We start from the raw sequence: 16,275 nt of genomic DNA, 5'->3' as shown, positions 1-16,275 counted from the left end.
GGCCTTTTTCTTGTCTATCTTTAGGAACAGTCTGGATACATCGCGTAGTTGTTATTGTACAAATTTCTGTGACGGCGCAGGATAGATGACGATTCTATGAATGCTGCCATTAAAGCAGCTTGAATTTAGGAGTTCGACACTCCAATTATGGACCGAAGCACTGGTTGTGGACTGCCTCATCATGAAAGGGGCCACAGCCTTTGGCAGTCGGGTCGAACGACCTGAGAAAGGACTGACATGACGGATATTGAACAGAAGACAGAAGCGGGTGGCGAAGACGGGCTTTATGCCGTTTTGCCGTTGCGCGATATTGTAGTCTTCCCCCATATGATCGTTCCGCTGTTTGTTGGACGTGAAAAGTCGATCAAAGCACTTGAAGAAGTGATGGGTGTCGATAAGCAGATTCTGCTCGCAACGCAGAAGAATGCTGCAGACGACGATCCTGCACCTGATGCTATTTATGAAATCGGCACGATCGCAAATGTGTTGCAGCTTCTTAAGCTGCCAGATGGCACCGTGAAGGTTCTCGTCGAAGGCACTGCGCGCGCCAAGGTTTCCAAATTTACTGATCGCGAAGATTATCACGAAGCATTTGCTACGGTTCTTCCTGAACCTGAAGAAGATGCTGTTGAAGTCGAAGCGCTGGCCCGGTCTGTGGTTTCTGACTTTGAAAACTACGTCAAGCTGAACAAGAAGATTTCGCCCGAAGTGGTTGGTGCAGCCACTCAGATCGAAGACTATTCCAAGCTTGCTGATACGGTTGCTTCGCATCTCGCGATCAAGATTCCTGAAAAGCAGGAAATGCTGTCGATTCTCTCGGTGCGTGAGCGTCTTGAGAAGGCACTTGCCTTCATGGAATCCGAGATTTCTGTTTTGCAGGTAGAAAAGCGCATCCGTGGTCGCGTCAAGCGCCAGATGGAAAAGACCCAGCGCGAATATTACCTCAATGAGCAGATGAAGGCGATCCAGAAGGAGCTTGGTGACGGTGAGGACGGTCGTGACGAGACGGCTGAACTCGAAGAACGTATCAACAAGACTAAGCTTTCCAAGGAAGCACGCGAAAAGGCACAGGCTGAGCTGAAAAAGCTGCGCAGCATGAGCCCAATGTCGGCAGAAGCGACCGTTGTGCGCAACTATCTTGACTGGCTGCTTTCGATTCCTTGGGGCAAGAAGTCTAAGGTCAAGCAGGATCTGAACTTTGCCGAGGAAGTGCTTGATGATGAGCATTTCGGCCTCGACAAGGTTAAGGAACGCATTGTCGAGTATCTCGCAGTGCAGGCTCGCTCGACCAAGATCAAAGGCCCGATCCTCTGCCTCGTTGGACCTCCCGGCGTTGGTAAGACCTCTCTTGCCCGCTCGATCGCTAAGGCTACCGGCCGTGAATATGTCCGTATGTCGCTTGGCGGCGTGCGTGACGAGGCTGAAATCCGTGGTCACCGCCGCACTTACATTGGTTCGATGCCCGGCAAGGTCATCCAGTCGATGAAGAAGGCAAAGAAGTCCAACCCGCTCTTCCTGCTCGATGAAATCGACAAAATGGGTCAGGACTTCCGTGGCGATCCGTCGTCGGCAATGCTTGAGGTGTTGGATCCGGAACAGAACTCGACCTTCATGGATCATTACCTTGAGGTTGAATATGATTTGTCGAATGTCATGTTCGTCACGACTGCCAATACGTTGAACATTCCGGGTCCTCTTCTGGACCGTATGGAAGTCATCCGTATTGCCGGTTACACCGAAGACGAAAAGCTCGAGATTGCCAAACGGCATTTGCTGCCAAAGGCGATCAAGGATCATGCTCTGCAGCCTAAAGAGTTTTCGGTCACAGACGATGCGCTGCGCAACGTTATCCGTCTTTACACGCGTGAAGCCGGTGTGCGTAGCCTTGAACGTGAAATGATGACGTTGGCACGTAAGGCCGTGACCGAGATTTTGAAGGCGAAGAAGAAGTCGGTGAAGATCACCGATAAAAACCTCTCCGATTATCTCGGTGTTGAGCGTTATCGTTTTGGTCAGATCGACGGTGAAGATCAGGTCGGTGTTGTCACTGGTCTTGCGTGGACTGAAGTGGGCGGCGAACTGTTGACCATCGAAGGTGTCATGATGCCCGGCAAGGGCCGCATGACTGTTACGGGTAACCTCCGTGATGTGATGAAGGAATCGATTTCTGCAGCGGCATCTTATGTTCGTTCGCGTGCGGTTGATTTTGGCATTGAGCCTCCGCTGTTCGATAAGCGCGACATACATGTGCACGTACCGGAAGGTGCGACGCCAAAGGATGGTCCGTCGGCTGGTATCGCCATGGTTACGGCAATTGTCTCTGTGATGACCGGCATTCCGGTTCGTAAGGACATTGCAATGACAGGCGAGGTGACGCTGCGTGGTCGTGTTCTGCCTATTGGTGGCCTCAAGGAAAAGCTGCTTGCTGCATTGCGTGGCGGCATCACGAAAGTTCTGATCCCAGAAGAAAACGCCAAGGATCTGGCGGATATTCCGGACAATGTGAAGAACAATCTTGAGATCGTTCCGGTGTCTCGCGTTGGTGAAGTCTTGAGACATGCACTGGTTCGTGAGCCACAACCGATAGAATGGACAGAGCCTGAAACACCTGTCGCGTCGACTAAGGTCGATGACGATGCGGGCGTCTCGACGGCCCATTGATCATCGTTGGGTGCTAATAAGCTGACAATGCCGGGCTAAAAGCTCGGCATTTCTGTGTTTAACCCCGGTTTTCCGGGCTTTTTTCGTGTTGACAGGCTTGGTTTGTCAATCAATTTGAATAAACTGCACGCAATCCGTTCGCGTCAATCGCGCCGGTAGATAAAGAAAGGAAATGCCTATGAACAAGAACGAATTGGTCGCCGCAGTTGCGGAAAAGGGCGGTTTGACAAAGGCCGACGCAGGAACTGCAGTTGACGCAGTCCTCGCAGCTGTCACCGGTGCACTTCAGGCTGGCGAAGAAGTACGTCTGCCAGGCTTTGGTGTTTTCTCCGTATCGCATCGCGCAGCTTCGACAGGCCGCAACCCGTCGACTGGCGCAGAAGTTGCAATTCCAGCCCGCAACGTGCCGAAGTTCTCGGCCGGTAAAGGCCTCAAGGATGCCGTAAACGGCTAAATGTCAGAGGCTGTGCGTCACGTTTGGCGCACGAGGTATGTTTTGACTTCTAGCTCGAGCATCGTGCTTTCTAAAATCGATTTTCGATTTGTGGGTTGGTGCTATAACTGTCGCGATAGTCGCGGACAGTGCTACGAGAAGGCCCGGTCTAACCGGGCTTTTTTATTTTTGAGAGAGGTTTTGCTTTGCGCTCGTGTAAATTGATGATCGCATTCGCAGCTATAGGCTTTACCGGTCTTTATTTTGCAACGCCGCCAGCACAAGCTGAGGCATGTGAACAGCAGATTTTTCAGGATACGAAATTTATTATCTGCACGGTGAAGAACAAAGAGAAACTGCGACTATTCTGGAAGAATACAGATGGTGAGCCATATCGTACTTTCTCGAAAGTGGCAGATGCCGTAGCTGGAGACGGCAAAACATTATCATTTGCCTTGAATGCTGGAATGTATCAGGTCGATTCTACGCCAATGGGTCTATATCTCGAAAATGGGCAGGAGCTTATTCCCGCTGATACGAAAGTGCCTCAGCGCACCTCTGGTCCGATTCCCAATTTCTATAAAAAGCCGAATGGCGTTTTCTATTTTGACAATGACAGCGCCGGTATTGTTTCCACCGATAAGTTCTTGAAGCTTAAGCTTCGACCAAGCTTTGCAACTCAATCCGGGCCAATGCTGGTTATTAATAACAAGCTCAATCCCATTCTGATTAAAGGATCAACAGACCGCACTCGCAGAAGCGGCGTTGGTGTTTGTTCTGATAAATCGATCCGAATTGCGATCAGCGAAGACGCCGTGAATTTCTATGACTTCGCGACGCTTTTTCGTAATGAGCTCAAATGCTCCAATGCATTGTTCCTTGATGGCGGCGGCGGAGCGGGGATTTATAGTCCCACCATGGATCAAAATGACATTTCATGGCACGGTGGATACGGGCCGATTGTTGGTCTTGTAGAATAAAAAAGCCCCGCGATGCGGAGCCTCAGACTGCTGACAAACCCCTGGCGCGAGCTGGGGGTTTATGATTCACTGGGCCATGTTGAAGAAACCCGCTCCCGAACAGACGGCTCTCGAGATGGTGACACTAGATAGCCTGGTGCCGAAGGATCACCTGCTTCGCAAGATCGACGCGGTGATCGACTTCTCCTTCATTCATGATCGCGTCGCGAGGCTCTACTGCGCCGACAACGGTCGGCCGCCGCTCGATCCGACGCTGATGTTCAAGGCGCTGTTCATCGGCTACCTGTTCGGGGTGCGCTCGGAGCGTCAGTTGGTGCGCGAGATCGAGGTGAATGTCGCCTATCGGTGGTTCTTGCGCATGAAGCTGACGGACCCGGTCTTCGAGGCCTCGACGCTTTCCCAGAACCGTCGCCGCCGCTTCAACGACACGTCCGTGGCGCAGGACATCTTCGATGCGATCGTGGAGCAGGCGATCCGCCATGGCCTGGTGGATGGCACGGTGCTCTATACGGATTCGACCCATCTGAAGGCCAATGCCAACAAGGGCAAGTACGATCTGGTGATGCTGAAGAAGTCGCGAGCCGACTACTGGGCCGATCTCGACCGGGCGATTGAGGCCGAGCGTGTGGCGCACGGCCAGAAGCCGTTGAAGGACAAGGAACGCGAAGCTGAGGTGAAGGAAACCAAGGTCAGTCGTACCGATCCCGATAGCGGTTACATGGTCCGCGACGGTAAGCCTAAGGGTTTCTTTTATCTCGATCACCGCACGGTCGATGGCCGCCATGCCATAATCACTGATACCTATGTGACGCCAGCCAATGTGCATGACTCCATCGTCTATCTCGAACGATTGGACCGGCAGCGTGAACGCTTCGAATTCACTGTCGGCGCAGTCGGTCTGGATGCGGGCTATGCCACGGCAGGCATTGCCAGGGGTTTGGAGGGGCCAGAGGTCTGGAGGGCAGGCAAATCCTTGGCGTGACCGGCTATCGCAGGCCGACCCCGCCCAAAGAGGGGATGGTCGCCAAATCGAAATTCGTCTACGAGCCCGAGGCGGACGGTTATCGCTGCCCTCAAGGCCAGTTACTCAGCTACGCCACCACCGACCGCAACGGCTACAAGCACTACCGCTCGGACCCGTCAGTGTGCTGCGACTGCCCGCTTCTGGCATCGTGCACCGCAAACGCCAAGGCGGAGCGGACCATTACCCGGCATGTCTGGGCTGATGCCCGAGAGCGCACCGGCATGAACCGCAAGACGACGTGGGGCAAGGTGATCTACAAGCGGCGCAAAGAGACGGTCGAACGCTCGTTTGCCGATGCCAAACAGCTACACGGGCACCGCTATGCCTCTTTCGCGGTCTCATCCAGGTCAGATGGCAATGCCTGCTTGCAGCGAGCGCCCAGAATATCAAGAAGATCGCAATGGCGATGACGAAAACCCCAAAACCAGCTTGGGGATGAGGGCTCTCAAGCCCACTTCAAACTCCGCCCACCCAGCCCCGAAAACACCATCTGAACACGCACTCACAAAACACCAAAAACCTGCCAAAAAAATCGACGGGTTTGTCAGCAGTCTGAGCCGGGCGTTGCCCGGCTTTATAATTATTCAGCAGCTTCTGCTTTGCGTCTTGGACGGCGTTCAAGCAGTTCCCGGAGGAATTGGCCTGTATAAGAACGTTTTTCCTTGGCAATATCTTCAGGACGACCAACAGCAACGATTTCGCCACCGCCATCGCCGCCTTCTGGACCGAGATCGATTACCCAATCAGCAGTCTTGATGACTTCGAGATTGTGCTCGATCACCACAACCGTATTTCCCTGCTCAACCAGTTCGTGCAGCACTTCTAGAAGCTTGGCGACGTCATGGAAATGCAGGCCTGTCGTTGGCTCATCAAGAATATAGAGCGTGCGGCCTGTAGCTTTACGCGACAGTTCCTTAGCGAGCTTCACGCGTTGCGCTTCGCCGCCTGAGAGCGTTGTGGCTTGCTGGCCGACCTTTACATAGCCCAGACCGACTTTGACAAGCGTTTCGAGTTTGTCACGCACAGCAGGAACGGCTGTGAAGAATTCAGCACCTTCTTCAACAGTCATATCCAGCACGTCGGCAATCGATTTGCCTTTAAATTGTACTTCCAGCGTTTCGCGGTTGTAGCGCTTGCCATGGCAGACGTCGCAGGTCACATAAACATCTGGCAAGAAGTGCATTTCAATCTTGATGACGCCATCGCCCTGACAAGCCTCACAGCGACCACCTTTGACGTTAAACGAGAAACGTCCGGCTTGATATCCGCGCGCCTTGGCTTCCGGCAGACCTGCGAACCAGTCGCGGATCGGCGTGAAAGCGCCAGTGTAGGTTGCAGGGTTGGAACGCGGTGTGCGGCCAATTGGTGATTGGTCGATGTCGATGACCTTATCCAGAAATTCAAGGCCTTCAATACGGTCATGTTCCGCGGGATGTTCGCGGGAGCCCATGATGCGGCGCGACGCTGCCTTGAACAGTGTTTCGATCAGGAAGGTGGACTTGCCGCCGCCCGACACGCCAGTAACGGCTGTAAATGTACCAAGCGGAATATCCGCCGAGACATTTTTCAAATTGTTGCCGCGTGCGCCAACAACTTTGATGCGCTTTGCCTTTGAGATTTCGCGACGCTCAGCAGGTACTGCAACTTCAAGCGCTCCTGACAAATATTTGCCGGTGAGCGAGTTGGCGTTCGACATCACGTCATCAGGTGAGCCTTGTGCAATAATATGGCCGCCATGAATTCCCGCTGCAGGTCCAATGTCGACTACATAGTCCGCTGTCAGGATTGCATCTTCATCATGTTCGACGACGATAACGGTATTGCCAAGATCGCGCAGGTGACGCAGCGTGTCCAGAAGGCGCGCATTATCACGCTGATGCAAGCCGATCGATGGTTCGTCCAGCACGTAAAGAACGCCCGTCAGGCCCGAACCGATCTGCGAAGCGAGACGAATACGCTGGCTTTCGCCCCCTGAAAGCGTGCCGGAATTACGCGCGAGCGTCAGGTAGTCGAGACCAACATCATTGAGGAAGTCCAGACGTTCACGAATTTCTTTGAGAATGCGCGCTGCAATTTCGCGTTGCTTTTCGTTGAATGTACCATCGATATCGCGGAACCATTGGTCAGCGTTGCGGATCGACATATTGGTGATTTCACCGATATGTTTCATGCCCACTTTGACGGCCAGTGCTTCAGGTTTCAAACGATAGCCACGGCATGCCGGGCAGGGTGTTGAGGACATGAAGCGCTCGATTTCCTCGCGCGACCAGGCTGAATCGGTTTCTTTCCAGCGGCGTTCGAGGTTTGGAATAACACCTTCAAATGCCTTAGTGGTCTGATAAGCGCGTAAGCCGTCATCATAATTAAAGGCAATTTCCTTGCCCTTTGTGCCGTGAAGAATGGCCTGCTGGGACTCATTTGAAAGATCTGCCCACTTAGCGCTCACCTTAAAGCCATAGGCTTTTCCGAGCGCTTCAAGTGTCTGATTATAATAAGGAGAAGACGACCGAGCCCATGGCGCGACCGCACCGTCTTTGAGTGAGACAGATGCATCGGGAATGATGAGATTGGGATCGATTGCCTGTTGTGTGCCGAGGCCATCGCAGGTGGGGCAGGCACCGAAAGGGTTGTTGAACGAGAACAAACGCGGTTCGATTTCCGGAATTGTAAAACCCGAAACAGGACAGGCAAATTTTTCTGAGAACATGACGCGTTCATGCGTTTCATTCGCCGATTTATTCGCCGCCCCTCCAGAGGCTGTCTCTTCTGCTGGTAAAGGCTTGTCTGCAAATTCGGCAATTGCCAGACCTTCGGCCAGTTTGAGACAGGTTTCAAGACTGTCAGCCAAACGGGTTGCAAGATCACCACGCACCACAACACGGTCCACGACCACATCAATGTCGTGCTTATATTTTTTATCGAGGGTAGGGACATCAGCGATTTCGTAGAAGGTGCCATCGACCTTTACGCGCTGAAAACCCTTCTTCTGAAGTTCTGCCAGTTCCTTTTTATATTCGCCCTTACGACCACGAACGATCGGAGCCAGAATATAAAGACGGGTGCCTTCTTCAAATGAGAGAACGCGATCAACCATCTGGCTGACAGTCTGGCTTTCAATCGGTAAGCCCGTTGCAGGCGAATAAGGTACACCCACGCGTGCGAAAAGCAGGCGCATATAATCGTAGATTTCGGTTACAGTACCGACAGTCGAGCGCGGATTGCGGCTCGTGGTCTTCTGCTCAATGGAAATAGCAGGGGAAAGACCATCAATCTGATCCACATCCGGCTTTTGCATCATTTCCAGAAACTGGCGCGCATAGGCCGAAAGGCTTTCGACGTAGCGCCGCTGGCCTTCTGCATAAATTGTATCAAATGCCAGCGATGATTTACCGGAACCTGAAAGGCCGGTCATTACGATCAGCTTGTCGCGCGGCAGATCAAGGTCAACATTTTTTAGATTGTGTTCACGCGCGCCACGTATGGAAATGAATTTCTGATCGCTCATTCCGCGTCCTGCCTGTTTGGTCCTGTCATGGAGTGTTGGGCGTCGAGCTTAACGTCGCGCCGCTCCATAATATGTGTATGGACCCCTTCCAAGGAAAGGGGCGTTCGATCATTTACAGCTTAAATATCACCGGAACAAAGATCGAACAACTCGACCTCTGATATGCGATACGAAATGTGAACGCAAGAGCATTGACTGTTACTCCTGACAGGCGCAGACTGTGATTACTCGCTGGATGGAGAGACGTCGGGATGGTTACTCGATATCGACAAGAGGTCCAGATAGGCGAGTCAATGCAACAGGAGGAAATGGAGCATGAGACCACCTGACTAAGTTGCCTCGCTTTCACGATTGTGAAAGCACAATCACTTCACGTAATTCTGTATCGTCTTTTGAGATTGACGCATAATTGTTCGTGGTTGTTGATTGCAGAAAATCTGGAATATGCGCGGAGATCGTCCGCTTTAATGCAGTAGATTTCCGAAAAATTTATCGGCGAAGCATTGTCGATATAAGAGCGTTGCTCAAATCCAAGCCCTGCGCGCCTAAGAAACAGTGAGCGGCAGGGCTTAACCTTGCGGAAACAATCTTCCACGGAAAGTTTGGTCTTTAAGGCAGGCCGAAAACCCTATTTCGTGCTTGCAATTTGAACAAAACAAGAACATAACTTCTGTGGACATTGACTGAATTAATCCGACCAATATAAGCGCAGCGGGAGCTGCTGCTATAAGGTGAGTTTTGAGTTTCAGGTCAATGCTCGTGCTTTGACCATTTTTAAAAAGCATGCACTGTTTTGCTGGGCATAAGCTCACTTAGTGTGTTTGCGAGAGACCCGGAGTAAGTTTTGATGGCTGGTAGCGTCAATAAAGTCATTCTGGTCGGCAATCTTGGTGCCGATCCTGAAATTCGTCGCCTCAATTCGGGTGATCAGATTGCCAATCTGCGTATTGCGACCTCGGAAAGCTGGCGTGACCGCCAGACCGGCGAACGCAAGGATCGCACCGAATGGCACAGCGTAGTCATTTTCAATGAAAATCTTGCAAAGGTTGCCGAACAGTACCTGAAGAAGGGTTCTAAGGTTTATATCGAAGGCGCGCTTCAAACACGTAAATGGCAGGATCAGAACGGCAATGACCGCTATAGCACCGAAATCGTGTTGCAGAAGTTCCGTGGTGAACTTCAGATGCTCGATAGCCGCGGAGAAGGCGGTGGTGAAGGGCGCTCCTTTGGCGGCGGTGGCGGCGGCAATCGTAACCAGATGTCAGACTACTCCGGCGGCGGTAATGATTTTGGTTCGTCTGGACCATCCAGTCAGGGCGGCGGCGGAGGTTTCTCCCGTGATCTCGACGACGAAATTCCATTTTGATGAAAAAAGCGGGCGCATTAAGCGCCCGTTTTTTAGTTAAGCTGAATAATTTAGATATACAAATAGGTTGCTGTTTTAATTAATTTTTTTATGAAATATAATGTGCGCATTCAATGCTCTGTTTTGGTTTCCTGCTCGAAATTTCAACCATTTTTCTTTTCAAAAGCAGTCAGTTTTTGTTGAAGAAATCGCTTTTACGTTCGTTGCTTAGTGTCGGACATCCAAACATGCCTGTCTTTGGATTATAATTTCATGTATCTGATCGTTGAACTTCATATCCGCAAGGCTTATGAAGTACATGCGAGTGAGCTAGCATATGAAGCATTAGGAACTGTTCGTGAGGCGGCTTATCGACTGCGTTCCTTTTGGCACATCGTTTAGAAATGCATCGAGTGCGGATATGAGAGATGTTTGTCGGAGCTCGGCTCCAAAAGGTTGCTTTGTGGCCGTTGTCGGCCCCAGCGGCGCCGGTAAAGACACAATCATGGAAGCAGCGCGTGCAGCACTCGCTGCTGATCCAAAATTTCATTTCGTTCGCCGCACAATTACCCGTTTGCAAGTGCCGGGCACGGAATATCATGACAGTCTCAGCGAAGAGGCTTTTTCGAAGGCTGCTGACGATGGTGCTTTTGCTCTTCATTGGCAGGCGCATGGGTTAAGCTATGGTCTGCCAAAATCTCTCAACCATGAAATTGCAAAAGGTGCCGTGGTCATTGCCAATGTCTCCCGCCGCGTGTTGGGTGAAATCCGCAGTCTTTACGCCGTACGGTGCATAGTTGTCATTTCTGCTAAGCCAGAGGTCTTGGCAGAGCGGTTGACTGCCCGCGGTCGCGAGAGCCGGGAAGAAATTATCAAACGACTTTCCCGTGAGGTCTACTTTGATGACGGTGCTGACGATGTTTTAATCATCGATAATTCGGGAGATGTCACTATTGCTACGGATATTTTTATAAAAAATCTAAAAAATATATATAAGTCAATTATTTAAATGAAAATCCTAACGAAGTTTTTCTTGTCCGAGATTGTTTTTATATATTTGAAAACGCGTTGAGTGCTTTTATGATCTAGCTATTAATTAGCGACCTTACGCCGTCTGCTACAAACTGAACTGCAAGTGCTGCAAGGATAACGCCGAGAAGACGTGTGAGAATAGAGCGGCCTGTTTCACCCAAAAACCGGTCGACGCGTTCTGCAAGCAGCAATACGACATAGGTAATGAGCAAACATACAGCGATCACGCCAAGCAAGGCAGCACGCGGACCGATGCCGTTAAAAGAATCGGATGTCAACACGATTGCTGAGATCGCACCAGGGCCCGCGATCAGCGGAATGGCCAGCGGGAATGCCGCGATATTACGGATATGGTCCTTGGTAATGGCAACTTCGGCGCTCTTTTCCTTACGCTCGGTTCGCTTTTCGAAAATCATCTCGAAAGCGATCCAGAACAGAAGCAGACCACCTGCGACGCGGAAAGCGCCGATGCTGATACCGAACATGCCGAGTATCTGCGCGCCAGCAATCGCAAACAGCGCCATGACAATGAAGCCAATGATGGATGCACGCAATGCTACCTGACTGCGATGGCTGCGATCCATGCCGGGGGTGAGCGCCAGAAAGAGCGGAGCCAGACCGGGCGGATCGATGGTCACGAGCAGGGTGACGAAGGCGCTGAAAACCGTATCGTAGAACCCCATGCTAAACGCGCCCCTTTTATTGGCAATTATTGCTTGATTTGTGAAACGGATTGTAGCCGATCAATGACGTATGGTCGACGCAAAGCGTGTCCTCACACAACATCATTGCGCGATGTTTATGTGAATATCTTTCAAGGTATTGATAAGGCGAGGAAATTTCGCTCAGTGAAATGGTCACCAAATTGGCCTTTTGTGCTGTTTTGTTCTATAAAGTGACTTTATCGATTCTGTTGAGAAAGATATCTGAATAGTGTCAGATCTAACGCCACCACCCGGTTCCGAAGATATGAATGGCGGCCCGAGCGGCCCGACAGGTATTGAGCCGATCTCTATTATTGAGGAGATGCAGCGCTCCTATCTCGATTACGCGATGAGCGTTATCGTGAGTCGCGCGCTGCCCGATGTGCGCGACGGCTTGAAGCCGGTGCATCGCCGTATTCTCCACGCCATGAACGAGATGAGCCTCGCTTACAATCGCCCCTACCGTAAATCGGCAGGTGTGATCGGTGAAGTGATGGGTAAATACCATCCGCATGGCGATGCATCAATTTATGACGCCCTCGTGCGTATGGCGCAGGACTTTTCGCTGCGCGATCCGCTCGTGGACGGGCAGGGCAATTTTGGTTCGATCGATGGCGATCCGCCAGCGGCAATGCGTTATACTGAATGCCGTCTGGAAAAGGTCACGGAATCACTTCTGTCGGATATCGACAAGGACACCGTTGATTTCCAGGATAACTATGATGGTCGCGAGCGCGAACCAATGGTTCTGCCGGCGCGCTTCCCAAATCTTCTCGTCAATGGTTCGGGCGGTATTGCGGTGGGTATGGCCACCAATATTCCGCCGCATAATCTTGGCGAAGTCATCGATGGTTGCGTAGCGCTCATCGAAAACCCAGCTATTGAGCTGGAAGAAATCATGGAAATCATTCCCGGCCCGGATTTTCCGACCGGAGGTATCATCCTTGGACGCGCGGGCATCAACTCGGCATACAGCACGGGTCGTGGTTCTGTGATTATGCGTGGTCGCGTGGCGATTGAGCCAATGCGCGGCGACCGTGAAGCCATTGTTATCACCGAGATTCCTTATCAGGTGAACAAGGCTTCGATGATCGAAAAAATGGCTGAACTGGTGCGCGACAAGCGTATTGAGGGCATTTCCGATCTGCGCGACGAATCTGACCGTGATGGTTATCGCGTCGTGGTCGAGCTTAAGCGTGATGCGGTTGCTGATGTCGTGCTCAACCAGCTTTATCGCTACACGCCGCTGCAGACCTCGTTTGGCTGCAACATGGTGGCGCTGAATGGCGGCAAGCCGGAACAGCTCAATCTTCTCGACATGCTGCGCGCTTTCGTGGCGTTCCGTGAAGAAGTGGTTACACGCCGTACCAAGTTCCTGCTCAATAAGGCGCGTGATCGCGCGCATGTGTTGGTTGGTCTTGCGATCGCTGTTGCCAATATTGACGAGATTATCGCTCTCATTCGTCGTGCGCCGGACCCGGCAACCGCGCGTGAGCAGTTGATGGAACGTCGCTGGCCTGCAGCTGATGTTGCGCCACTTATCCGCCTGATTGATGATCCACGTCATGCGATCAATGCAGACAATACCTATAATCTGTCTGAAGAGCAGGCACGTGCGATTCTTGAATTGCGCTTGCAGCGTTTGACTGCACTTGGTCGCGATGAAGTTGCGGACGAATTGAATAAGATCGGCGAAGAAATTCGCGATTATCTCGATATTCTTGGCTCGCGCATTCGCGTGATGACAATCGTCAAAGAAGAGATGATTGCCGTTCGTGATGAGTTTGCCACGCCACGCCGCACCGAGTTTGGTCTCGGCGGCGCTGAAATGGACGATGAAGACCTCATCGCTCGCGAAGACATGGTCGTCACCGTAAGTCATGCTGGTTATATCAAGCGTGTGCCACTCGCGACCTATCGTGCGCAGCGTCGTGGCGGCAAGGGCCGCTCCGGCATGGCTACAAAGGACGAGGATTTCGTAACTCGTCTGTTTGTTGCCAATACGCATACGCCGGTGCTGTTCTTCTCTTCGCGCGGCATCGTTTACAAAGAAAAAGTCTGGCGTCTGCCAGTCGGTAATCCGCAATCGCGCGGCAAGGCACTCATCAATATGCTGCCGTTGCAGCAGGGTGAGCGCATTACTACGATCATGCCGCTGCCAGAGGATGAAGAATCCTGGGCAAACCTCGACGTCATGTTCTCGACCACGCGCGGTACGGTACGCCGTAACAAGCTTTCGGACTTCGTTCAGGTCAACCGTAACGGTAAGATCGCGATGAAGCTCGAAGACGAGGGCGATGAAATCCTCTCGGTCGATACCTGTACGGAATTCGACGACGTGCTTCTGACTTGCGCCGGTGGCCAGTGCATTCGTTTCCCTGTCACTGATGTTCGTGTCTTTGCTGGTCGTAACTCGATTGGTGTGCGCGGTATTAACCTCGCAGACGGCGACAAGGTTATTTCGATGGCAATTCTGCATCACGTCGATGCGGATGCACCCGAACGTGCTGCCTATCTCAAGCGTTCGATTGCAGAGCGTCGCGCGCAGGGTGCCGACGATGCAGACGACATTGTTGTTGTTGGCGAAGACGTTGAAAACGAAGCTGAACTCAATGATGAACGCTATCAGGAACTGAAAGCCCGCGAGCAGACCGTTCTAACCGTTAGTGAATATGGCTACGGCAAGCGCTCTTCGTCCTATGAGTTCCGTGTTTCTGGTCGTGGCGGTAAGGGCATTCGTGCAACGGATACCTCCAAGACCGAAGAAATTGGTAAGCTGGTTGCTCTGTTCCCAGTCGAAGCAAGCGATCAGATTTTGTTGGTTTCCGACAAAGGTCAGTTGATCCGCGTTCCGGTTGGTGGCATTCGCATCGCCGGACGTTCTACAAAGGGTGTCACAATCTTCAATACGGCTGACGGCGAAAAGGTCGTTTCGGTCGAGCGCATTTCGGAAACCGAAAGCGATGAAGAGAATGGCACTGTGGAAGCTGAGGGTTTAGCTTCTGAAGGTGAAGCGCCTGTAGCTGGTGGTGAAGAGTAATAGGAGTTCCTGATGCGCAAAGTCGTCAGGTTACTCTTTTGATCAAATGAAAAGGCCGGTGGCGGAAGCCATCGGCCTTTTTGAGATGTCAGGACTGGAGGGAACTGACGATCTTTAAAATAAGCAATTAATGTGAACGCAATTTACGCATCGTACTCAAACTGAATGCTGCGGGACGAACTCGGTTACGCTTTGCTTCATTCTCTTCCAGAAGCAGAATAATCGCCGATGCAGCCATTGCTACCATCATGGATATTGCCAGAAGAAATATCATCATCGCTGTATCCTTTCATTATAGATACGCTTGAGAAGCAAAAAGGTTGCACCAAACTTGCGGCTATGCTGGTAAACTGGTTGTGAATCTGTCGTGAAATCGTGCTTCATTGCTCATTCAATTTGTTTTCTTGGTTTCTGATTTCTTTCAATTGTGGTTGTTGTTGAAAATCTGATGAGAAAAGGCTAGCTGGAAGAAATGACGATCGCGATTTATGCGGGTTCTTTCGACCCGGTCACAAAAGGCCATATGAATGTGCTCAAAGGCGCGCTTCGCCTTGCCGACAAGGTTATTGTCGCGATTGGCGTGCATCCCGGTAAAAAGCCGCTGTTCAGCTTTGAAGACCGCGTCGCGCTTATCAATGCCAGTGCGGAGGCTTTGCTTGGCAAAGATGCAAAGCGCGTTTCTGTGATATCGTTTGATGCGCTTGTGATTGATGCTGCGCGCGAACATGGCGCCAAGCTGATGGTTCGTGGTCTGCGCGATGGTACTGATCTCGACTATGAAATGCAGATGGCAGGCATGAACGGAACTATGGCACCGGAATTGCAAACCGTCTTTCTGCCCGCCGATCCGGCTGTGCGCACAATTACTGCCACATTGGTTCGCCAGATTGCCTCAATGGGTGGCGATATAAAGCCCTTCGTTCCCGCCTCTGTTGCTTCCGCTCTGGAAGCAAAATTCAAATCCTGATTCAGGGAGTTTCTCGATTATGTCCTTTATTCGTTCGGCTTTCGCCGCTGCCACCATTGTTGCACTTTCTCAGGGAGCGGCTTTTGCTGCTGACACCCTCAATTTGCAGCTCAAGGACGGCAATGTTGCTATTGAACTCGCGCCGAACCTTGCGCCAAAGCACGTTGCACAGATTGAAAAGCTGGTAAAGGAAGGCGCTTATGATGGCGTTGCATTCCATCGCGTGATTCCGGGCTTTATGGCGCAGACTGGTGATGTGAAGTTTGGTAACGTTGATAAGGGCTATAACGCTTCGCGCGTTGGCACCGGCGGTTCGGACATGCCGAACATTCCGGCTGAGTTTTCTAAGGAACCATTCGTTCGCGGTACGGTTGGTATGGCTCGCAGTCAGTCGCCAGATTCGGCCAACTCGCAGTTCTTCATTATGTTCAATGATGGCGCATTCCTGAATGGCCAGTACACTGTCGTTGGCAAGGTTGTCAGTGGCATGGACGTGGTTGATAAGATCAAAAAGGGTAGCGAATCCGACAATGGTTCGGTTGAAAACCCTGACAAAATCGTCAAAGCCACGATCATTAAATAAA

Annotated in this window: 11 protein-coding genes and 1 pseudogene; 9 read left to right on the top strand and 3 right to left on the bottom strand. The window is 51.6% G+C overall.

What is annotated here, in order from left to right:
- Positions 1 to 237 precede the first annotated feature (237 nt).
- The 4 genes and pseudogenes from lon to RI570_RS00890 all read left to right on the top strand — a co-directional run bounded on the left by lon (position 238) and on the right by RI570_RS00890 (position 5,537).
- A complete protein-coding gene (gene lon, locus RI570_RS00905) occupies positions 238 to 2,661 on the top strand; it encodes an endopeptidase La (RefSeq protein WP_313826545.1) in 2,424 nt (807 codons plus the stop codon).
- A gap of 178 nt (positions 2,662 to 2,839) precedes the next feature.
- Complete coding sequence (locus RI570_RS00900) at positions 2,840 to 3,115, top strand: HU family DNA-binding protein (protein ID WP_250039808.1); 276 nt, start codon at positions 2,840 to 2,842, stop codon at positions 3,113 to 3,115.
- 203 nt (positions 3,116 to 3,318) lie between these two features.
- A complete protein-coding gene (locus tag RI570_RS00895; RefSeq protein ID WP_313826544.1) occupies positions 3,319 to 4,074 on the top strand; it encodes a phosphodiester glycosidase family protein in 756 nt (251 codons plus the stop codon).
- A gap of 76 nt (positions 4,075 to 4,150) precedes the next feature.
- Positions 4,151 to 5,537 (top strand): annotated as a pseudogene (locus RI570_RS00890) (IS1182 family transposase).
- A gap of 141 nt (positions 5,538 to 5,678) precedes the next feature.
- On the opposite strand, the gene uvrA reads toward RI570_RS00890, so the two are convergent.
- On the bottom strand, positions 5,679 to 8,603 hold the full coding sequence (gene uvrA / locus RI570_RS00885) for an excinuclease ABC subunit UvrA (protein ID WP_313826543.1): 2,925 nt from the start codon (positions 8,601 to 8,603) through the stop codon (positions 5,679 to 5,681).
- A gap of 847 nt (positions 8,604 to 9,450) precedes the next feature.
- On the opposite strand from uvrA, the gene ssb reads away from it, so the two are divergent.
- Both ssb and phnN read left to right on the top strand, forming a co-directional pair.
- A complete protein-coding gene (gene ssb, locus RI570_RS00880) occupies positions 9,451 to 9,969 on the top strand; it encodes a single-stranded DNA-binding protein (RefSeq protein WP_313826542.1) in 519 nt (172 codons plus the stop codon).
- A 400-nt stretch (positions 9,970 to 10,369) separates the two neighbouring features.
- A complete protein-coding gene (gene phnN / locus RI570_RS00875; RefSeq protein WP_313828508.1) occupies positions 10,370 to 10,957 on the top strand; it encodes a phosphonate metabolism protein/1,5-bisphosphokinase (PRPP-forming) PhnN in 588 nt (195 codons plus the stop codon).
- 76 nt (positions 10,958 to 11,033) lie between these two features.
- Here phnN and RI570_RS00870 read toward each other — a convergent pair whose 3' ends face one another.
- On the bottom strand, positions 11,034 to 11,663 hold the full coding sequence (locus RI570_RS00870; RefSeq protein WP_313826541.1) for a MarC family protein: 630 nt from the start codon (positions 11,661 to 11,663) through the stop codon (positions 11,034 to 11,036).
- A 286-nt stretch (positions 11,664 to 11,949) separates the two neighbouring features.
- Between RI570_RS00870 and gyrA the strand changes: the two genes are divergently transcribed.
- The gene (gene gyrA, locus RI570_RS00865; RefSeq protein WP_313828507.1) at positions 11,950 to 14,724 is read left to right on the top strand and encodes a DNA gyrase subunit A; all 2,775 of its coding nucleotides are present in this window, start codon (positions 11,950 to 11,952) and stop codon (positions 14,722 to 14,724) included.
- A 127-nt stretch (positions 14,725 to 14,851) separates the two neighbouring features.
- On the opposite strand, the gene RI570_RS00860 is transcribed toward gyrA, so the two are convergent.
- A complete protein-coding gene (locus RI570_RS00860; protein WP_313826540.1) occupies positions 14,852 to 15,001 on the bottom strand; it encodes a hypothetical protein in 150 nt (49 codons plus the stop codon).
- Between the two features lie 195 nt (positions 15,002 to 15,196).
- On the opposite strand from RI570_RS00860, the gene coaD reads away from it, so the two are divergent.
- Both coaD and RI570_RS00850 read left to right on the top strand, forming a co-directional pair.
- Positions 15,197 to 15,691 (top strand): pantetheine-phosphate adenylyltransferase, encoded by a 495-nt coding sequence (gene coaD / locus RI570_RS00855; protein ID WP_313826539.1) that lies wholly within the window; start codon positions 15,197 to 15,199, stop codon positions 15,689 to 15,691.
- A gap of 19 nt (positions 15,692 to 15,710) precedes the next feature.
- On the top strand, positions 15,711 to 16,274 hold the full coding sequence (locus tag RI570_RS00850) for a peptidylprolyl isomerase (RefSeq protein ID WP_313826538.1): 564 nt from the start codon (positions 15,711 to 15,713) through the stop codon (positions 16,272 to 16,274).
- Position 16,275: the final 1 nt, after the last annotated feature.

The sequence above is a fragment of the Brucella pseudogrignonensis genome (assembly GCF_032190615.1).
In the GTDB taxonomy this organism is placed as follows: Bacteria; Pseudomonadota; Alphaproteobacteria; order Rhizobiales; family Rhizobiaceae; genus Brucella; species Brucella pseudogrignonensis_B.
Note: the sequence above shows the minus strand (reverse complement) of the source record. Positions and strands in the feature narration are given on the sequence as shown.